This is a genomic window from Sphingomonas paucimobilis NBRC 13935 (genome assembly GCF_000739895.2).
Classification (GTDB): domain Bacteria; phylum Pseudomonadota; class Alphaproteobacteria; order Sphingomonadales; family Sphingomonadaceae; genus Sphingomonas; species Sphingomonas paucimobilis.
Genome location: NZ_BBJS01000012.1, coordinates 1 through 19,820, shown reverse-complemented (window position 1 = coordinate 19,820; position 19,820 = coordinate 1). Strand labels below are relative to the sequence as shown.

The following is a 19,820-nucleotide window of genomic DNA, read 5'->3' as shown; positions in this document are numbered from 1 at the left end:
CGGGCAGAAACTGGCGGACTGTAACTGGAAGTCGTGGGCAGGCAGTGGTCCTCTGACTCACTCGCGCTTGGAACGGCGAGCCAGATCGACTGGAACCAGCGTCTCATAAAGCATTTTGGCCGAACAGCCCGACTTTGCATTCCCAAAACACTATCGAGACTGCCCAGAAACCTCTCAGTCGATCTTCCATGCAGGAAGACATGCACCCAGCAAAAAGCAAAGAGCCGGCGAGCGCGATTGCTCATGGAATGAGAGTGCGAAAGAAATACCGACCCCCATTAAGGAGAACATCAGTCCGGGGTCGTTTCCGCCCAGCCCTCTGCCAGCATGTTTGCAAGTTGCCGTGCGCGAACAGAAAGCGATGTCAAGCTCCTCAGGCAAACGCGAAGATCCCTTTGCGCCCACGCATCCAAGAGCGGCACGATGGAAATGGCTGTGGTACGCGCAGCGCGATGGGCCGTCGTTGCCGGAACAATGCCGACACCCACGCCGGCCTCGACCAGGCGGCATATGGCATCAAAGCTGCGAAGCTGAACGCGAAGTCTGAGACGCCTTCCTTCACGCGTTGCCCGGTTTGCCAGGAAGCGCTGCAATGCACTGGCTCGGTCCAACCCGACAAAATCCTCGCCTAAAACATCCGAGAAGGCGACGCCCGTTTGCTTGGCCAGAGCATGGCTATGCGATGCCACCAGCACGAAGCGATCGGTACGGAAAGGCAAGGACTGTAAAGTACCGGTGTCCACCGTCCCCGCAACGATCCCGATCTCGGCCGCCCCCTCCGCGATCATGCCCACAATCTCGTCGCTCAAACGCTCCTGCACATCCACCGTCGTTCCAGGATGGGCGGCAAGGAACCGACCGAGCACATCCGGCAAGAATTCGGTCAGGGCATTCGTGTTGCTCAGCAGCCGGACATGCCCGGCCGTCCCTCCAACATAGGAGCTCAACTCCTCGTGCATCCGCTCCGCGCCAGCCAGCAGCCCGCGCGCATGGGCCAAAAGGGCCTCGCCCGCCGGTGTGGGAACGACGCCCGATCGGCTACGCACCAGCAAGGTCGTACCGACTTCCGCCTCGATATCGCGCAGCCGGGTGCTGGCGGCGGACAGGGCCAAATTCATGCGTGTCGCTCCGGCGGTGATGCTTCCTCCTTCTACCACCTGACAAAATAGGCGAAGATCGGAAAAGTTGAGGCGCTTCATACCGACCCTTCTTCAGAAGAGAAGGATACCTAACGAATATTGCCTCTTTTCGCCACACCGCACCTCCGCTTCCTTAGCATCTACCGAAAGGAGAGCGTATATGGGGTTGCTTGGAGCCTGGAGTGAATTGGCAGCGCCCGCCCTGCTGACTATCGCAACGATCGGGCTATGGGCGAATGCTAGGCTTCCTGAGTATCTGACGGCCCTGCTTTTCTTCGCGGCGGCTATGGTCCTGGCCATCGCCCCTGCTGAGGTTGTCTTTTCCGGCTTCCTGTCCGCAGCCTTCTGGCTAGTGCTGAGCGGCTTCGTCCTCGGCGTGGCTATCCGGAAAGTTGGATTGGCGGACAGAACCGCTCGCCTACTGGCGGCGCATCTTTCTGATTCCTGGCCCCGCATGGTCGGCGGCGTCATACTGCTGACCTACCTCCTGGCTTTCGTCATGCCTTCCAACATGGGACGGATCACCTTGTTGATGCCGGTGGTCATGGCGCTGGCGGACCGGACCGGCCTTGTCGAAGGCAGTCGCGGGCGAATCGGCCTTGCGCTTGCGGTCGGGTTCGGCACGTTCCAGCTGTCGGCCAGCATTTTGCCGGCCAACGTACCCAACCTGGTGATGGCCGGGGCGGCGGAACGGGCATATGGCGTCCACCTCACCTATCTCTCATACCTCGTCCTGCAAGCTCCGATCCTTGGCATACTCAAGGGGCTCATATTGACCGTGTGCATCGTCAGGCTCTTTCCTGCAGCACCCTTGCCCTCGACAGACGTTGAAAAGGCCAAGCCTTGGAGTATTGCTGAACGCCGCATGGCCTTGGTGCTAGGCGTGACCTTGCTCTTCTGGATGACAGACGCATGGCACGGTATCCAGCCAGCCTGGATCGGCCTTGCGGCCGCTTGTTTCTGTCTGCTGCCGGGCGTCGGCTTCCTGAACAGTGATGAATTCGCGGCGGAGGTGAACATTCGGACATGCCTGTACATTGCCGGAATCCTTGGTCTCGCAGCAGTTGTGGTCAACTCAGGGCTTGGGAACACTATCGGCAAGGCCCTGCTCCCCTGGCTTCCGCTGGACCCGGCGAGCCCTGGCGCGAGCCTCGCCACACTTGCTGCCCTTCCGACGCTGCTGAACTTCATCGTCACTGCCAACGGCGTGCCGGCGCTCTTTACTCCGCTTGCCCGGAGCCTAGCGGAGGGAAGCGGCATGCCACTATTAACTGTTCTGATGTTGCAAGTCATCGGTTACGCCACACCGTTGCTGCCGTATCAGGCGTCGCCGATCGTTGTCGCGATGGGCATGGAAAAGGTGCCGGCGCGCGACGGCCTAAGGCTTTGCCTTACGATGGCGGTGGCCACATTCGGGCTGCTCCTGCCATTATATTATGCCTGGTTCAGGCTTCTGAACTGGATCCCGTGACCGGAACGGTCGCTGACTGTCACGAGCCATGCCCCAAGGCTACATCGGCACGGTGCGCAATAGAATCTGCGACGTCGGTTCCGCATGGTCAGCGATCTAAAGGGAAGTCCCTGCCGCCTCGCTAAGCGATCATTCTGGAGACGGCTCGGTTCGTCCCTATCATGGGCCGGGACAGGGTTTCCGATCGTTGACGCACTAGGTCAACTGTCCTAGACCTTGGTCATGGAGCCGATAGCGATGCCGACATCGAAAACGCGTGAACTGATCGTCGAAACCGCGGATCGAATGTTCTACGAAGGCGGATACGAGGCCACCTCCTTTGCAGACATTGCGGCATCGCTCGGCATCTCTCGGGGCAATTTCTATCATCATTTCAAGACGAAGGATGATATCCTCGATGCCGTCATCACGCAGCGGATAGCCCGCACCCGTGCCATGCTTGACGCATGGCACGGGTGCGGGGCCGGGCCGCAGGAACGCATCGCCTCGTTCGTGCGGTTGCTGGTGGTCAATCGCACGAAGATCATGGCCTTCGGTTGTCCGGTCGGAACGCTTTGCACCGAACTGGCGAAGCTGCAGCATGGGGCGAAGCATCGCGCGAGGGGCATCATGGGGCTGTTCCGCGATTGGCTGACCGAGCAGTTTCAGGCGCTTGGGGCGGGCGAGGCATCCGAGGAACACGCGGTTCACTTGCTGGGCTGGGCACAAGGCTTGGCGATCCTGGCCGTCACGTTTCAGGATGAGGCCGTGATCCATCAACAGGTTGCCGCGACCGAAGCATGGCTGGCAGCACTACCTTATCATTCAACGTCCGATTGACGCGGGAGGGATCATGTTCGTCACCTTTCTGACATTCACCGAGCGCCGCGAGGACGCTCCTCGGTTCATGGCGGAGCACAATGCCTGGATCGCACAAGGATTTGCCGACGGTGTATTCCTCTGCGTGGGATCGCTGTACGACGGTGCCGGTGGTGCGATCGTCTCAATCGAGGCGAGCCATGCATCGCATGAGACACGCCTGAAGGCAGACCCCTTTGTCGTGCATGGCATCGTCACCGTGGAAACCCGTGCGTTCGATGTGAAACGGGCGATCCCGGCTCTCGATCACCTCAAGGCCTTGGCATGAGTGCCATCATGACGGGGCCGGACGGACAACAGCGGTGCCGCTGGTGCGCGGCCGCGCCGGCGTTCATCGATTATCACGACCATGAATGGGGCTATCCGGTCACCGACGATGTCCGGCTGTTCGAGAAGCTGTGCCTCGAAAGCTTCCAGTCGGGTCTGAGTTGGAGAACGATCCTCGCAAAGCGCGAAAACTTCCGGGCGGCCTTCGCCGGCTTCGATTTTCACGAGGTCTCCCGGTTTGGAGATGATGATGTTGCACGGCTGCTCAACGATGCGGGGATCGTCCGCCATCGCGGCAAGATCGAGGCGGTCATCAACAATGCCGGGCGCGCTTGTGAATTGGCCGACCGCGAAGGTTCTCTGGCAGCCTTCATCTGGCGCTTCGAGCCCGTCGACGATCCTTCCCCGCCGCACGGTCGGTCGACCTCTCCCGCATCCGAAGCCTTGTCGAAAGCCCTGCGCAAACAAGGGTGGAAGTTTGTCGGGCCGACGACCGTCTATGCGTTCATGCAGGCGATGGGTCTTATCAACGATCACGTCGAGGACTGCGTGATGCGTGAAAAAGCAGAACTGGCCCGCAACGCGATGACGCGCCCCATATAGAGCTTCGCCCATCTGGCAGATTCTCAAAATTCGATGGCATTTCGAGAATCCGTCGCTGCCATCGGCTGGTGTGCTTGCCCGCAATGATGAAGCGGAGTATTCATGCCATGATGCTCGGGATCAACTGCCTTGACCATGAAAGTGCCGTAGCTGGCATGGTTGAGCGCATCTCGTCAGCATCTCCCCCGCCTCATCTGACTGACCGGATCGGCCGTGTCGGGGCACCGCCCCCACCGGTGTCGATCGTCGTCGGCTAACAGCCGGCAGGCTTGCCCGTGTGCGTCGCGGGCGTCTCAACGTCTTTCAGGTGAAATTTCATGTTCTATCGTCATGCGTCGGCGCTGCTGCCGACGACTGCGTTCGTCCTGCTGTGGAGCAGCGGGGCCATCGTTTCCGAAATCGGACTACAGCACGGCTCTCCTTTTGCGCTGCTCATCCTGCGCTATGCCCTCGCCTTCACGGTCCTATCGGCCTTTGCGGTTTGGAACGGCATGCTGCTGCCGGAACGGGGAACCCGCCGTCGCAACGCGCTCATCGGCTTCCTGATCGCGGGGTTGTATTCCCCCTGCTACCTTCTGGCACTGGACAAGGGCATTACGCCCGGCGCGCTGGCGACCCTATTAGGTGTCCAACCAATCCTGACCATCTTCCTCACCGAACGACGCGCCACTGGCCCCCGTCTACTGGGGCTGACATGCGCACTGGTCGGACTCGCGCTCGTCGTATCGGATGGCCTCGCCTCGATGCGCTTCGATCTGCTGGGGCTAGCATTCGTCGGACTGTCGCTTGCCGGGATCACGGCGGGATCGATCCTCCAGAAGCAAGAAAAGCAAGCTCCGTGGGTGGTGCTACCAATGCAGTATGCTGTCGGACTCGCATTCACGGTCGCAGTGTCACCGCTCGGTGAGTTCAGGGCATCTTGGGATGCCGGCTTCATGCTGCCGGTTCTGTGGCTCGGCCTCGTCATTTCGGTCGGCACCACGTTCCTGCTCTACCGACTGATAGCACGCGGCAACCTCGTCAACGTCACCAGCCTGTTCTACCTTGTGCCGGGTGTCACTGCGGCGATGGATTGGGCGTTCCTCGGTAATCCCATGTCCGCACTGATGATGGGTGGCCTTGCTTTGGTCATCGTCGGTCTACTGATCGTCTTTCGGTATCGAGCTGGCTGATCCAGAATTCGGCAATACGCGCGTGGCGCAGCCAAGCCCATATTGCCGTATGGGAACAACTAGGTTGGGAACCTATACAAGTTGTTGATGGAATGTTTTAAACTGGCGCGGCTGATAGGTTTTGACAGGAACGGCTATGGCACGGCATCTGTTTTGGCTATCTGACGAGGCGCGAGCCGCGATCGGGCCACATCTGCCCCATGGCCGTCCCGGCAAGCCTCCCGTCGATGATCGGACGGTGATTTCAGGCATTATGGATGTGCTCAAGACAGGCTGCCGGTGGCGCGATGTTCCGGCGGCCTATGGACCGCCGAGCACCATCTACAATCGCTATAACCGATGGGCATCGCGCGGCATCTGGCAGCGGTTGTTCGAGAAGATCGCTGGCGCCTGGCCGGTGATCGCGGCCGACCGCTCGCCCTTGCCCTGACACCCGGCAACGTTGCCGATATCAGCATGGCCATTCCACTGCTGAGCGTCGCCACGCCAGCCCGCCGCCTCATCGCCGACAGAGCTGATGATGCCGACACTCTACGCCGCTGGCTTGCCGACCGACTCGTCGGGGCCGTGATCCCATCCACCGCCGCGCATCGCACCCCTTACCCGCTCGACAGACGCGTTTACCGCCGCAGGAACGTCATTGAGCGGCTGTTTTGTCGGTTCAAGAATTGGCGGCGCATCGCCACCCGATACGACCGTCACGCCAGCAACTACCTGCCGCCATCGCGTTCGTTGCCACCGTCGCCGAGTGACTCAAATGAGTCCCCAACCTAACTAAGGTCAAATGCCCTTGCGCCGGCCCCATAGTTTCCGGCGATATCCTCGGGATTGCGTAGGGGGCATTCCGAGATGGAAAGGCAGCCGCAACCGATGCACGAGTCCATCTGATCGCGTAATCGGGAAAGCAGTTTGATCCGCTCGTCGAGTTCGGCTCGCCAGTCAGCTGACAGCATTGACCAGTCGGCGGTCGTGACGGGTCGATCTCTCGGCAATCGATCGAGGCGTGCGCGGATGCGGGCGAGCGGAACACCGGCACGCTGCGCGACGCGAATGATCGCGATCAAGCGCAGTACCGAACGGACATAGCGCCGTTGGTTGCCCTTGGTCCGACGGCTTTCGATCAGCCCCTGCGCTTCGTAGAAGTGCAGCGTCGAGACGGGCACGCCAGCGCGGCGCGCCACCTCCCCTACGCTAAGTTCAGTCTGCCGTTCGCCATCCACGGCCTGCTCCAATGTTTTGCGATTCGCTCTCAAAAACCCCTTTACCTCAACAATGGTTGAGGTTCTATAGGGGAGCTTTCCGGAATCATAACGGGGAGCAGTTTCTTGAACGATGCGACGGAAAGGACGGGCGACAGTCAGGTCTTGTCATGGCGTCAGGCGTTGATCGCCTTGGCAATCGTCGGCCTGACATTCGGGCTTTTCTTCGGATGGCGTTGGCTACGCGTGGGCATTCCTCCCCAGGCGGCACCACCCGCGGTCGCGGTCGTCGCGACGGCGGTGACCCCCCGTGAGGTGCCAAGCGCCCTCGAAGCCGTCGGCTCGCTCCGCGCAGTGCAGGAAGTGACGCTTGCGCCGGAAGTTGCCGGTCGCGTTACGGCCATTGCCCTTCAACCCGGCGTGCGCGTGTCGCGCGGCGCCGCACTGGTGCAGCTCTATGATGCACCGGAGCAGGCCGATCGCGTCGCGGCACTCGCCCGGATGAAGCTCGCCGCCGCCCAACTGGCCCGCACCCGCTCACTGGTCCCGGGCGGAGCGGAATCGCAGGAGCTGCTGCAGCAGCGTCAAGCGGAGTATGACCAGGCCGCCGCCGCCGTGCGTCAACTCGACGCGCGGATTGCGCAAAAGCGCATCAGGGCACCTTTTAGCGGACAGATCGGTATTCGCCGGATCAACCTGGGGCAGTATCTCAATCCCGGCGATGCGGTTGCCACGCTGACGGCGATCGATCGGCTTTATGCGGATTTCACCGTTCCCCAGCAGGATCTGGGCAAGCTCAGGCTCGGCGCGACCGTACGTCTCACCACCGATGCATGGCCTAGTCGCACCTTTCGCGGTCGGGTGACGACAATCGAACCGCGCATCGGTGAGGACAGCCGCAACGTCATGGTGCAGGCGCTCGTCATCAACTCCGACAGCGCACTGCGCCCGGGAATGTATGTGACGGCAGCGCTGGAACTTCCGCCACGGTCCAATGCGCTTGTGGTCCCCGCAACCGCGATCCAGACATCGGCATCCGGTGACAGCGTGACGGTGATCCGGGGGCATGTGCCAAGCAGAGCCGGCAAGGCGGAGATCGTACCGGTCGTGATCGGACGCAGGATTGGCAATTCCGTCATTGTGACCAGCGGCATCAGGCCGGGCGACGTGGTGGTGGCCGAAGGGCAGCTTCGCGTGCAGCCCGGCGCGCAGGTGCGCGTCGTCCGGCTCGTTTCGGCGACGATCCAGGCATCGGGGGTGTGACGGCCATGCGGTTCACCGATCTCTTCATCCGCCGCCCGATCCTGTCGATCGTCGTCAGTCTGCTGATCCTGCTGGTCGGCGGGGCCTCGCTGGTCCTGCTCCAGGTGCGCGAGTATCCCGAGATGCAAAGCGCAACGATCGTCGTCGACACGGCCTATCCGGGCGCGACGCAGGACGTGATGCAGGGCTTCGTCACCACGCCGATCGCGCAGGCGATCGCGACGGCCAGTGGCATCGAATATCTCACCTCGACCTCCACACAGGGACGCAGCCAGATCAAGGCCAAGCTGGTGCTCAATGCCGATGCCGACCGATCGATGACGGAAGTGCTGGCCAAGGTGCAGCAGGTGAAGTTCCGCCTGCCACCCGGCGCCACCGATCCCGTTATCACCAAAATCACCGACGGCGCCTCGGAAATCCAGTATGTCGCCTTCACGAGCGACACGCTGTCGATCCCCCAGATCACCGATTTCGTCTCCCGTGTCGCGCAGCCGCTCATCACGGCTGTGCCCGGGGTCGCATCGGCGAACATAATGGGCGGCCAGACGCTGGCGATGCGCATCTGGCTCGATCCCGACAAGCTCGCCGCGCGCGGCCTGTCCGCCGACGATGTGGCGCAGGCGTTGCGCAGCAACAATGTGCAGTCAGCGCCGGGCCAGTTGAAGGGCAGTGACACCGCCATCAACATTACCGCGGCGAGCGATCTGCGAAATGTCGGCGAATTTCGCGACATGGTGCTGAAGTCTGCCGCCGACGGTATCGTCCGACTGCAAGATGTCGCGACGGTAGAACTGGGCGGGCAGAATTACGACGCCAGTGCGCTGCGCAACGGCCATACCACCGTCTATGTCGCAATCGCTCCGACACCGGACGGCAACCCGCTGACGATCGTGAAGGCGGTGAACGATTTGCTGCCGCGTATCCAGCGTGTCGCCCCGCCAGGCGTCACTGTCATCAACCAGTTCGATGTCGCACACTTCGTCAACGCCTCGATCGAGGAGGTGATCCACACGCTGGCCGAGGCGATCGTAATCGTCGTGATCGTGATCTTCCTGTTCCTCGGGTCGCTGCGCGCCGTCATCATACCGGTCGTGACCATACCGCTGTCGCTGATCGGCACGGCGGCGCTGATGCTGGCCTTCGGCTTCTCGCTCAACCTGCTCACCCTGCTGGCGATGGTGCTGGCGATCGGGCTGGTCGTCGACGACGCGATCGTCGTGGTTGAGAATATCCATCGCCATATCGAGGAAGGATTGTCGCCGTTCCGGGCGGCGATACAGGGCGCGCGGGAGATCGTCGGGCCGGTGATCGCTATGACGATCACGCTGGCGGCGGTCTACACGCCGATCGGCCTGATGGGCGGGCTGACTGGGGCATTGTTTCGCGAGTTTGCCTTCACGCTGGCGGGGTCAGTGATCGTCTCGGGCATGATCGCGCTCACCCTGTCGCCGATGATGAGCCGGTATCTGCTCAACGCGAAACTGACCGAAGGGCGGCTATCCCAAGCGATCGAGCATAACATGGCGCGGATCACAGCGGGTTATGACCGATTACTTGGACGTACCCTCGCGGCACGCGGTGCGGTCTTACTGCTGGGCGTGGCGGTGCTGGCAGGGATCGTCCTGTTGTTCGCAGGCGCACGGCGCGAACTCGCACCGCAGGAGGATCAGGGCTATGTCTATGTCCAGACCAAGGGTCCGCAATATGCCAACATCGACTATACGGCGCGCTATGCGCATGCCGTGGAGGCGATGTTCCGATCGCTGCCGGAATATACCGGCTCCTTCTTCGGCAACGGCATGGACGGTCTGAACAACGGGTTCGGCGGCGTCATCCTGAAGGAGTGGGGAAAGCGCGCGCGCACCGCCGATACCATCCAGGCCGAACTCAATACGAAGGGCGGCGATATCACCGGCGTCTATGCCACAGCGTTCCAGCCCGCCCCGCTGCCCGCCGGCAGCGGCGGGCTGCCGGTGCAAATGGTGATCCGCTCACCCGACGATTTCCCGGCACTCTACCGCGCGCTGGAGGGAATCAAGGGCGCGGCGTGGGGCAGCGGCCTGTTCGTCTTCGTCGACAGCGACCTCGCCTTCGACAGCCCGGAAGCGCATATCGCGATCGACCGCGCCAAGGCAGGCCAGATGGGTGTATCGATGGCTGCGATCGCCGACACGCTCGCAACCCTTGTCGGCGAGAATTACGTCAACCGCTTCAACTGGCACGACCGGTCCTATGATGTGATCGCGCAGGTGCCGCGCGACCGCCGGCTGACGCCCGACAGTCTGGGGCGCTTCTATGTGAAGGCCGCGTCCGGCGTGCAGGTGCCGCTCGCCACCTTGGTCAGCATCGACATGCGCCCCCAGGCCAACCGGCTGCCGCAGTTCAACCAGATGAACGCAGCGACACTGTCGGCAGTGCTTGCCCCGGGCGTCACCATGGGTGAGGCGGTGGCCTTCCTGCAGGCGCAGCCGCTGCCGCCCGGCATGACGATCGACTGGCTTTCGGACAGCCGTCAGTATGTCCATGAGGGCAACCGGCTGACGATCAGCTTCGGTTTCGCGCTAGTCGTGATCTTCCTCGTGCTTGCCGCGCAGTTCGAGAGCTTCCGCGATCCGCTGGTCATCCTGGTGACGGTCCCGCTCGCCATCTGCGGCGCTCTGCTGCCCCTCTATCTCGGTTATGCGACCCTCAACATCTATACGCAGATCGGGCTGGTGACGCTGATCGGCCTGATCTCGAAACATGGCATATTGATGGTGTCGTTCGCCAACGAGATCCAGCACCGCGAGGGCCTCGATCGGATCGCCGCGATCCGCAAGGCGGCCGCAATCCGCATGCGGCCGGTGCTGATGACCACCGCCGCGATGGTGGCGGGCCTGGTTCCGCTGCTGTTCGCCAGCGGCGCGGGGGCGGCAAGCCGCTTCGCCATCGGCATCGTCGTTGTGATGGGGATGTTGATCGGCACGCTGTTCACCCTGTTCGTGCTGCCGACCATCTACAGCTTCGTCGCGCGTGACCATGGCGCGGCGACCGAGGAAGAGCAGGCGCTCCAGATCGAAGAAGGAGGGATCGCTCATGCGTAAGCCCAACCTGCACGCAGCGACACTGCCGCTGCTGCTCGCCGCCTGCGCGGTGGGTCGGGACTATCGCCCGCCCGCCCTTCCGGCGAATTCGTCCGCGGGAAGCTTCGTGTCCGCCGCAGCCGGGACGGACTCCCGTCCGGCACAGGATCAATGGTGGCGGCTCTATGACGATCCGGTGCTCGATCGGCTTGTCCGACAGGCGTTCGCCGCCAACACCGACCTGCGGATTGCCGCCGCCAATCTGGACCGGGCGCAAGCGGTGTTGCGGGAAGCGGGCGTGGCCCGCCTGCCTTCCACAAGCCTGAGCGGAGGCGTCTCCCATGGCGATGCAGTTCCCGGACAGGGCGGTAGCGGCCATGCGCAATGGTCGTATGACGCCGCGCTCAACGTCGCATGGGAAGTCGATCTGTCCGGTCGTATCCGTCGCTCGATCGAGGCCGCCCGCGCCGATGCGCAGGCGAGCGCGACAGCACAAAACCGGGTCGCGGTGACGATCGCGGCGGAGACCGCGCGCGCCTATGCCGATGCTTGCGCGCTCGCCCAGGCGGAGGAGGTGGCGCGCCGTTCGATCGGGATCGCGCAACGAGGGCTGGACCTGACGGAAACGCGACAAGGGGCGGGTGCCGCGACCCAATTCGATGTTGAACGGTCGGCAGCCGCATTGGCCGAGACGCGGGCGACCCTACCCGTCTTCACCGGCAGGCGGCAGGCGCGACTGTTCGAACTCGCGGCGCTGCTCGGCCTGCCGCCGGCGCAGGTGCCCGAGGACGCAAGGCGATGTGTCGTTCCGCCTGCGCCCGTCGCCACCATTCCGGTGGGTGATGGCGCGGCACTGCTTGCGCGCCGGCCCGACGTGCGCGAGGCCGAGCGGCAACTGGCGGCCGATACCGCACGGATCGGGGTAGCGAGCGCCGATCTCTACCCGCGCATCTCGCTGGGCGGATCGGGCGGTTTTTTCCGCAACGATCAGGTAAAGGGCAGCGACTCGTTCAGCTTCTCCATCGGCCCGCTGCTCTCGTGGAGCTTCCCCAACATCGCGGTGGCCCGCGCGCGCATCGCGCAGGCTGAGGCCCAGACGCAAGGCTCGCTGGCCCGGTTCGATGGCATCATGCTGACGGCGCTCAAGGAGGTCGAGCAGGCGCTTGCCGCCTATGCCGCTGCCGGGCGACGCGCCGAGGCACTGGACGAAGCCGTGCGCCGCGCCGACGCGGCCTACCGGCTCGCGGACAGGCGCTATCGGGCCGGGGCGATCTCCTTCCTGGAATTGCTCGACAGCCAGCGTCAACTTGTCAGCGATGAGAGTGCGCGGAGCGAGGCGATCCAGACGCTTGGCTCTACGCGCGTCGATCTGTTCAAGGCACTGGGAGGAGGCTGGCAATCCGCGCCGATCAACACGTCGTCACGGAGCGCGCCAGCGCAATAGGTGATTTAGCGTCTGGCGGGGCGGCATAGGCCGCTCCGCCACGCGAAGCGTTCACTCAACAGCAGGTGCGAGAGAGCAAGGACGTTGATCGGCATCGGCGACATGCAGAGCATATGCGAATGACTTCCAACGAAACACCTGCAGCCGGGGTACTCCACTTCCACCGGTGAAACGAGGAGAGGCGGGCTGCTGTTAATCCATGTTTGGGAGACGTCGGCCTTTTATCACTATCACTCGGGGTAAGTTACACGCGCCTCGCAAGCGCGACCGGGATGCGAAGCTGCTTGCCGTTGCGCTCAACCGAGGCCATGCGAGCCGATGCGTCCGGGCATTGGTTCCGTGGCCACCGCCCTACGACAATTCCAGGTCAGATCGACTGGCAGCAGGCTAGGATCAAAATCCAGACCTGCATCCGCGTATCAGCGTCGCGACGCGGCACCTCTCCGGAACCAAATGACACCCGCCATCGTCGCCACGCCCCGATCGAGCGAGAACCGGCTACACTCATAGGCCCAGCAGGCCGCGCACTTGTCTTCCGATCTGATTGACCGAGGGAGAGATGTTGCCGATCTGCTCCGCCGTCAGAGCATCGAGGATCGTCAGGGCCTTGGAAAAACTACTTACTTGCTGATAAGCAAAATCGCGATCGATCCTGTCGATGCCGCCATTCGGCAGTTCCTGGCACAAATAGTCCGGCCCCGGGACCAGCGATATCGACGGTATGCCGCACTGATACAGCGGAGCGCCTTCTCCCAGGAAAACACCGCTCAGCCGCGGCGCAACCGTCAGGCTGCGCAACTTGGAGCGCCCCTGCACCGACGCCCGGTAAATCTGTTCCATGACCGGGTTGGTCGTATAGACGATCTCGCGCTCCAGTCGTCCGGTCGGTTGCGGTCGCTGCACTTGACCGTGGTCCTTCCATTCGAGGCATCCGAGATGCTCGAGCGTCAGTCCGGCGACTGCGCGCGCGTGACCCTCCTTTCCATCCCACAATTCTTGATGGCGCTGCAGCCATGCCAGCGTCGCCTGCCCGTGTCCCTTGACGATCTGGGGTATCTGAAAATGTCCCGTCGAGAACACAAAGACAATCGAGCGCCGTCTCTCCTTGCGCTGCAGATGGGCCTGGGCCAGCGCAAGCAATCCTGCAGCTCCGTTCTCCTCGCACGCATTCGGCCCGTCGGTGTGGGTGTTGACGATGATCGTCTCGTCCCGAACCCTCCCGGGCAGGACCGCATGGATGCTGTCGGTTTCGGCCATCTCGAGCGCAGCGTCGAGTACCAGCGTCGCCGATCTTCCCCCGCCCCCTGCATCGCGTAATAGGGCCTCCTGATCGCTTGCCACCCACAAGGCGGGAATATCCGCATAGGGCGTGGTGAACGGTAGCACCTGACCTCGAGCCAATTCTTCCGACATTCCATCGAACAGACAAATCACGCCGCGAACGCCCGCCGCGCGAGCGCGAGGCAGGAAGATCGTTGTCAACGGCCCCAGCAGGGGAAGTGCCTCGCCTTCAGCGAAATCGGAGTTCCCATCCGGCAGGCGTGATTTCCGTTCGAACATCATCCACGCTTTGAATCGTGTGAGATCGAAGGGTTTCACGGGAAGTACCGCAATCCGATCGCGGGCTTTTGAAAAATCCTTTGGCGGTTCATCGAACCAGACAAGCTCTCCGCTGACCCCTGCGGACGATGTCCGGCCCGAATAGGGATAAGGTGCAGCGACGGGAATGGCCGTCCCGTTATCCAAGGTCAGGCTGGTCCGCTTCGGCGTCCAGCGCTGAATGCGATGGGTTTGGCGCTGCGCGGAAAATCCCAGTGCTTCCAGTTCCGTGGCAATATAATCCACCGCACGCTGATGCGCTGGGCTGGCGGTAAGACGCGGTCCGAAGGCGTTCAGCCGCTCGATGTGCTGCCATAGCTTGGGTGCCTCGGGCATAGGACAGGAACCGTCCACCGGCGGAAGCGGCGCGAGACGGTGATTCCGGATCAGGTGGCATCCACCAAGCGCGGCGACGCCGGTTAGCCCGCTGCACAGCAAGGTCCGGCGGCCGATCCCGGTGCCCGAAGTCTCGCGAGTCATAGCGACCGGGCGCCCGCTCGGAGGCGCAGAAGCTTCTTGTCGACTTTGCCGACGCTCGTCCGCGGCATCGCGTCGAGGCGGACGATATGTTCCGGAATAGCGTAACGGCTAAGCCGCCCCTCTGCGGCCTCTCGGCGCAACACCTCACTCGTCCTGGCGGGATCAAAATTATCCGTCGCAACTACGAAGGCGAACGGCCTTTCACCCCATTTCTGGTCGGGCACACCGATCACTGCCGCCTCACTGATCTCGTCCTGTGCCGCCAGCATGGCCTCCAGCGCGACGGAAGACACCCATTCGCCTCCGGTCTTGATGACATCCTTCAGCCTATCGACGATATGCAATGCGCCCTCGGCATCGGTTGAGGCGACATCCCCGGTGTGCAGCCAACCACCTGCCCAAAGATCGTCCGACGCGACGGGATCCGAATAGCCCTGGGTTAGCCATGGCGCTCGCAGGAGCAGTTCGTTGCCGTTGCGCGGGTCGACGCGTGCATAAGTGAGGGGAATGGGAAAGCCGGCGCGGGAGAGTTGTGCGGTCGTACCACCTTTTCCACCCCTGCTGTCGCCGGAACGCGCGAGCGCGATGACGGGCCCGGTCTCCGACATGCCATATCCCGCCACCGTGACGATGCCGACCTCGGCGGCATCGCGTGCGAGGCCTTCGGGAAGCGCGGCACCGCCAATGATGATTGTCCAGGGCGACAGTTGCTCGCCCGGGTTGGCATCAAGCAGCATGCGCAGAATCGTAGGCACGCAATGCGAAAGGGTTACACCCTCGCGATGGCGCAACGCCAGCAATCGGCGTGGATCGTAGCGACCCGGATACACCTGCTTGAGCCCCAGCATCGTCGCCACATATGGCATGCCCCAGGCATGGACGTGAAACATCGGTGTCATCGGCATGTAGACGTCTGATCGACGCATCCCCTGCCCGTCAGGCTGGTTGGCCAGTGCCGAGGAGAGCGCCAGCGTGTGCAAAACCAGCTGCCGGTGGGTGAAAAACACCTGTTTGGGATCGCCGGTCGTACCGGTGGTATGAAAGGTGGTCGCGACCGCATTCTCGTCGAAATCGGGAAACTGGAATTGATTCGAGGCTTCGGCGAGGTTCGCTTCGTAATCGTCCTCGCCACCCGCGTCCGTCATCCGGATCGTGGCGCGAATGGTCGATAGCGCGGGCAGGAGATCGGCGCAGAGGTCATCAAAGTCGGTATTGTACAGTAGCAGCGACGCCTCTGACTGCCGCAACGTGAAGACGACCTGCTCGGGTGAGAGGCGCACATTTACGGTCTGCAGCACGGCTCCCATCATCGGGATCGCAAAATAGCACTCGAGATAGCGATGGCTGTCCCAGTCCATCACCGCCACGGTATCCCCTGGCTTGACCCCCTTGGCCGCCAGCAGCGACGCGAGCCGTGCAATGCGGTCTGCCAGGTCTTGGTAGGTCAATCGGTGGGCGCCGCTGACGATCACCGCATCGCTACTACTGGCATTGGCAAGGAGGTGGCGGATCAACAATGGATAGGAGTAAGCCTGGGCGGCCGGTACATCAACAAAACGAGGCAATGCAGCTAATGTCCCATTGGCGGTAGACATGGTCATGCAATCACCCGATTTTGGTGCAGGATGCCGAGCGGGTGCCGCTCGGTCCGGAGACGGGATTGGCACCCAAGCTGGCGTCCGCCCGTCTGAGCTCCGCTATCGAGAGCGTATCGATCGCCTTGATGATCTCCGCTATCATCGCGGTTTGGCGCGATGCGAGCCCAGCGTCGAGCTTGTCCATGTGACCGTTCGGCGCCACACTCAGAAGATAATTGGGGCCGGCGATGCAGGCGATCATCGGGATGCCGCTTTCGTGAAAGACGCGGCCGGTCGTATAGCCGGGTGCAGCCTCGACTGCATGACGGAGCAGATCGTGCCGTTTGATCCCGTCGATCAGTAGCTCAGTGAGAGGCCCTGCGGTGGCCGGCCAGTTCATATATTCGTTGTGGCCCGTCGCGGCATACCCCTTGCCCGGGATATCGGCCCATTCACTCGCGCCCAAATGCTCGATCGTGAATGCCGCCGCCGCCCGCCGCATCAGTTCGGGGTGCGCCCGCGCCCATCCCGGTGCTTCCGGGAGTGATCCGCTCATGTGACCGGGCCAAGCCCCAAACACGAGGGTTCGACGAAGACGCTGCCCGACTGGCAAGCTCGCGAAATGCCGCGCCAACTGGAGCATGGCGATCGCACCATTCTCCTCGATGAAATTCTGGCCGTCCGTATGGCTGTCGACGATTACGATCTCGTCGGTTTCGCCAGGTAACACGGCGGTGATCTGCGGTACGACTCCGTCGATCCATTGTGCGTCGAGCGTGAAACGCGCCGTCCGTCCGGCCTTCGCCGCCGATCGGACCCAATCACCTTGATCTTCGCCGACGAATAGAGCTGGCAATTGCGATTTATATGAAGAAGCGTGCGGCGAGAAATTGCCAGCGATCATCGCCGATGACGCATCGATAACGATGACTGCCCCGGCCGCCCCCCGCGCCGCCAATTCGTCCATCTGAAAGGACGGCATCGTCCATAGTCGATGATAGGGAACGTCGAGTACGTCGCTTTCGCGTTCATCACGCAAATGAATGAAGTGCGGACGGACGATGTCATGCAGCGTCTTCTGAGGCAGGCGGGCGTTGAAAACGAGGATGCTTCCCTTGGCAAAGTCCGGCATGTGCGCGGGGCCTTGCGGATTGAGGTCCCCAGCATAGACCAAAGGCCCCTCGACCCCTGCCGATCCGGTCGGCTTCGAACGGACGAAATAGGCCACGTCGCGAACGCTACGCGTGTCATCAGTTTCGAGGATGTCGAGCCCCCAACGCTTCGGCTCCCAGCGCGTATAGGCATAGCTCTCGCATGGGCCCGTTGAGAGCCCGGCCGCGCGAAACTCCCGCGCGAGCCAATCGACGAAGCGGAGATGGTTCTTGCTCCCGGGCAACCGCGGGCCGAAATCGACCATTGTCTGGTAATCCCGCCTGATCTGGTCCGGCGAAGGCAGAGGTACGGGCGCACGCGACGCCGGGACGAACGCCCGCCCGGCCGAACTGAGGGCAGTCGCGGAAATCGCTGCCATCAGCAAGGCGGACCGACGCGACAGGATGGAGGAAGCGGACATGGAGTATCTCCAAGCAAAACCTATTGCGATTTAAAAACTGACATCGACGCCTGCGGTGAACTGACGGCCGACGACGTCGTAAAGCGCTGGATTTGTCGGCGTGAACGTTGAGAGCACACCATTGGGCGCCAGCGGCGGGTCGCGGTCAAAAATATTGTTGACGGTAAAAAACAGTCGGAAAGACTTTTCCACCCGGAACGACATGGTTGCGTCCGTATAGAACACCGGTCTAACCCTGTTGTTCTCGATCGTCGTAGGCTGGATACGAGTCACGTCATACGTACCGGCGCTGATAAAGCGTTCCTGCGCGAAGAGTTCGAACGGGCCGCTTGCCCAGTTGATATTGGCCGTCGCCGACCAATGCGGGTTCGCGGTCAGCCCCACCTCGCCCGCTCGATCAATCGATGTACCGCCGCTGATATCTTGCCGCTGCTCCTCGAGGTAGCTCGCCACCGCGCGAACCGCCATCCTGCCGCCAAGTATCGGAGATGAAGGACGATAACCGACCTCGAAATCAATCCCCGCGGTCTTGAGGCGATTGAGGTTGAGCGTCGGCGATTCGATCCGCGTGATCTGCCCGGCTGAATTGCGCAGGATGTTGGTACACAGGCTGGCCGCTCCAGCGAGGCACTGATCGAGCGTGATCTGCGGCGTCAGCGACGAAATCACCCCTTTCAGATCGATTTGGTAATAGTCGACCGACATCGTCAGGCCGGGAACCGCACGCGGGACGACGACTATGCCCGCAGTATAGGTCTTCGCCCGCTCCGGCTTCAGCGCCGCATTACCGCGCGTCACTTGGATGATCGGCACGGTTACGCCGTTCTCGACGACGGATCCGGTATTCTGCACCGTTCCGGCGAACAATTCCGGTACGTTCGGCGCACGAATGTCCTGGGAAACCGTTCCGCGAAGCCGAACATCCTCGATCGGCTGCCAGACAAGGCCCGCCTTCCACGTGGTCACGCCGCCGCTGGTGCTGTACTTGGTATAGCGAACTGCGGCGTTCAGATCGAGCTTATCGAAGAACGGCAGGTTCCGAGCAAGTGGAACTGCAGCCTCTCCGAAGACTTCCCATAGATGATAGCCGCCCGACACCGGGGAGACGTTCGTTAGCAGATATCCACCCCGCTGGTTCTGATAGGCGGCTGGGAAACCGCGCAAACCTGTCGCGTCGTTGATGCTTGTCGCAATGTCGTCAGACGTCTGATCGAGCCTGATGCGCCGATACTGGCCACCGGCTGCAAGAGAGACGTCACCGGCCCACGTCGCGAACGGCTGGCTACGGATCGTGAAATCCGCGACGTCCTGCTTGAAGACGGTCTGAAACGCCGCGCTCCCTTCGACATAGCTAATCGCCTCGCGCGAGGGCGCCCCCACTCCGAAGAGATTGATCGGGATACAACCTGGGTACAGTCCGGGATTGGTCAGCGTCGCCCGGCAGACTATGGCGTTGGTCGCGGGGTTCCGCACCGCATCGACTGCGGCGTATAGTCGCTCGAGTATGATATTGTTATCGGTCCGGATATTGGTACGGTTCCGTCCGCGGCTGAAATAGCCCTCCACTTCCAACGCCTTTCCGCCGGAGTAGCGGAAGCCTGCCTTGATGTCGGTGGTTCGGGCGTTCGCCGTCGCGTTAGCGGGATCACCAAAATCAAAATTCACGCGTCCCATTGCGAACGCCGGCGTGTTAGTGTTGGTGAGGATCTGCTGGACGGCCGGATTGAGAAAGGCGTTGCCGCTGTAGATGGTGAAGCCGTTGAAGCCGACCAGATTGAACTGCTGTACCTGATTGTAATGGTTACGAGCCAGCGCCAGACTCCCTTCCGCGAATACGGTCAAGGACGGCGTGAGATCGTATTCCGCATGCGTGTAGTAGCTCTGCGTGCGAATGGCGGCAGACAGATTGCTGAATATCTGCGCGCCGTCACCTCCAACCTGTACCAGACCGGATTGGACCGATCCCCGCGAGAACGGCACGAGGGTACCGCCCGGGGCAAACTGCTGGAGCGCCAGCGGACCGCTCAGGATTAGTCCGCCAGGCGAGCCGGTCGCCGCACGCACGTCGTCGCGAAAGATGAGCTGTCCGCGCACGGTCGGGTTGCTTAGAACC

At 62.3% G+C, this 19,820-nt stretch carries 14 protein-coding genes and 1 pseudogene; 9 read left to right on the top strand and 6 right to left on the bottom strand.

Annotated features, from left to right (window positions below):
- Positions 1–290 precede the first annotated feature (290 nt).
- Entirely contained in the window at positions 291–1,199 is a 909-nt protein-coding gene (locus SP6_RS03500) for a LysR family transcriptional regulator (RefSeq protein WP_042468554.1), read from the bottom strand.
- A gap of 100 nt (positions 1,200–1,299) precedes the next feature.
- Here SP6_RS03500 and SP6_RS03495 point away from each other — a divergent pair, with 100 nt between their 5' ends.
- The 6 genes and pseudogenes from SP6_RS03495 (at position 1,300) to SP6_RS20245 (ending at position 6,284) form a co-directional block, all read left to right on the top strand.
- Positions 1,300–2,610, top strand: coding sequence for an SLC13 family permease (locus SP6_RS03495; protein ID WP_037567949.1), 1,311 nt, complete (start codon positions 1,300–1,302; stop codon positions 2,608–2,610).
- Positions 2,611–2,847: 237 nt separating this feature from the next.
- Complete coding sequence (locus SP6_RS03490; RefSeq protein ID WP_007403986.1) at positions 2,848–3,429, top strand: TetR/AcrR family transcriptional regulator; 582 nt, start codon at positions 2,848–2,850, stop codon at positions 3,427–3,429.
- A 13-nt stretch (positions 3,430–3,442) separates the two neighbouring features.
- Positions 3,443–3,736 (top strand): YciI family protein, encoded by a 294-nt coding sequence (locus SP6_RS03485; protein ID WP_007403960.1) that lies wholly within the window; start codon positions 3,443–3,445, stop codon positions 3,734–3,736.
- Positions 3,733–4,338 (top strand): DNA-3-methyladenine glycosylase I, encoded by a 606-nt coding sequence (locus tag SP6_RS03480; RefSeq protein ID WP_007404041.1) that lies wholly within the window; start codon positions 3,733–3,735, stop codon positions 4,336–4,338. Before SP6_RS03485 ends, SP6_RS03480 begins: the two co-directional genes overlap by 4 nt.
- Positions 4,339–4,655: 317 nt before the next feature.
- Positions 4,656–5,510 (top strand): DMT family transporter, encoded by an 855-nt coding sequence (locus SP6_RS03475; protein WP_007404113.1) that lies wholly within the window; start codon positions 4,656–4,658, stop codon positions 5,508–5,510.
- 136 nt (positions 5,511–5,646) lie between these two features.
- Positions 5,647–6,284 (top strand): annotated as a pseudogene (locus SP6_RS20245) (transposase).
- On the opposite strand, the gene soxR reads toward SP6_RS20245, so the two are convergent.
- On the bottom strand, positions 6,281–6,742 hold the full coding sequence (gene soxR / locus SP6_RS03465) for a redox-sensitive transcriptional activator SoxR (RefSeq protein ID WP_037567951.1): 462 nt from the start codon (positions 6,740–6,742) through the stop codon (positions 6,281–6,283). The pseudogene SP6_RS20245 and the gene soxR sit on opposite strands and share 4 nt — an antisense overlap.
- 93 nt (positions 6,743–6,835) lie before the next feature.
- Between soxR and SP6_RS03460 the strand changes: the two genes are divergently transcribed.
- The 3 genes from SP6_RS03460 to SP6_RS03450 are packed head-to-tail and all read left to right on the top strand — an operon-like array spanning position 6,836 to position 12,478.
- A complete protein-coding gene (locus tag SP6_RS03460; protein WP_227876645.1) occupies positions 6,836–7,972 on the top strand; it encodes an efflux RND transporter periplasmic adaptor subunit in 1,137 nt (378 codons plus the stop codon).
- A 5-nt stretch (positions 7,973–7,977) separates the two neighbouring features.
- Positions 7,978–11,055 (top strand): efflux RND transporter permease subunit, encoded by a 3,078-nt coding sequence (locus tag SP6_RS03455; RefSeq protein WP_007404181.1) that lies wholly within the window; start codon positions 7,978–7,980, stop codon positions 11,053–11,055.
- Positions 11,048–12,478 carry an efflux transporter outer membrane subunit gene (locus tag SP6_RS03450; RefSeq protein ID WP_007404173.1) on the top strand — a complete coding sequence of 477 codons (1,431 nt, stop codon included), beginning with the start codon at positions 11,048–11,050 and terminating at the stop codon, positions 12,476–12,478. Before SP6_RS03455 ends, SP6_RS03450 begins: the two co-directional genes overlap by 8 nt.
- A gap of 504 nt (positions 12,479–12,982) precedes the next feature.
- Here SP6_RS03450 and SP6_RS03445 read toward each other — a convergent pair.
- The 4 genes from SP6_RS03445 to SP6_RS03430 all read right to left on the bottom strand — a co-directional run.
- A complete protein-coding gene (locus SP6_RS03445; RefSeq protein ID WP_007404106.1) occupies positions 12,983–14,557 on the bottom strand; it encodes a hypothetical protein in 1,575 nt (524 codons plus the stop codon).
- Positions 14,554–16,158: a long-chain-fatty-acid--CoA ligase gene (locus tag SP6_RS03440; RefSeq protein WP_227876646.1), complete on the bottom strand. Its 1,605-nt coding sequence runs from the start codon at positions 16,156–16,158 to the stop codon at positions 14,554–14,556. Before SP6_RS03440 ends, SP6_RS03445 begins: the two co-directional genes overlap by 4 nt.
- A gap of 4 nt (positions 16,159–16,162) precedes the next feature.
- Positions 16,163–17,551, bottom strand: coding sequence for a zinc-binding metallopeptidase family protein (locus SP6_RS03435; RefSeq protein WP_007404206.1), 1,389 nt, complete (start codon positions 17,549–17,551; stop codon positions 16,163–16,165).
- Positions 17,552–17,737: 186 nt separating this feature from the next.
- On the bottom strand, positions 17,738–19,820 hold a 2,083-nt coding region (locus SP6_RS03430; RefSeq protein ID WP_042468551.1), incomplete at its 5' end, for a TonB-dependent receptor.

Bases quoted from the DNA above. Each gene is read 5' to 3' on its own strand.
- SP6_RS03440 (WP_227876646.1), bottom strand. From the start codon at position 16,158: ATGACCATGTCTACCGCCAATGGGACATTAGCTGCATTGCCTCGTTTT.
- SP6_RS03455 (WP_007404181.1), top strand. From the start codon at position 7,978: ATGCGGTTCACCGATCTCTTCATCCGCCGCCCGATCCTGTCGATCGTC.
- SP6_RS03450 (WP_007404173.1), top strand. From the start codon at position 11,048: ATGCGTAAGCCCAACCTGCACGCAGCGACACTGCCGCTGCTGCTCGCC.
- SP6_RS03480 (WP_007404041.1), top strand. From the start codon at position 3,733: ATGAGTGCCATCATGACGGGGCCGGACGGACAACAGCGGTGCCGCTGG.
- SP6_RS03435 (WP_007404206.1), bottom strand. From the start codon at position 17,551: ATGGTCGATTTCGGCCCGCGGTTGCCCGGGAGCAAGAACCATCTCCGC.
- SP6_RS03445 (WP_007404106.1), bottom strand. From the start codon at position 14,557: ATGACTCGCGAGACTTCGGGCACCGGGATCGGCCGCCGGACCTTGCTG.
- SP6_RS03475 (WP_007404113.1), top strand. From the start codon at position 4,656: ATGTTCTATCGTCATGCGTCGGCGCTGCTGCCGACGACTGCGTTCGTC.
- SP6_RS03500 (WP_042468554.1), bottom strand. From the start codon at position 1,199: ATGAAGCGCCTCAACTTTTCCGATCTTCGCCTATTTTGTCAGGTGGTA.
- SP6_RS03490 (WP_007403986.1), top strand. From the start codon at position 2,848: ATGCCGACATCGAAAACGCGTGAACTGATCGTCGAAACCGCGGATCGA.
- SP6_RS03495 (WP_037567949.1), top strand. From the start codon at position 1,300: ATGGGGTTGCTTGGAGCCTGGAGTGAATTGGCAGCGCCCGCCCTGCTG.
- SP6_RS03485 (WP_007403960.1), top strand. From the start codon at position 3,443: ATGTTCGTCACCTTTCTGACATTCACCGAGCGCCGCGAGGACGCTCCT.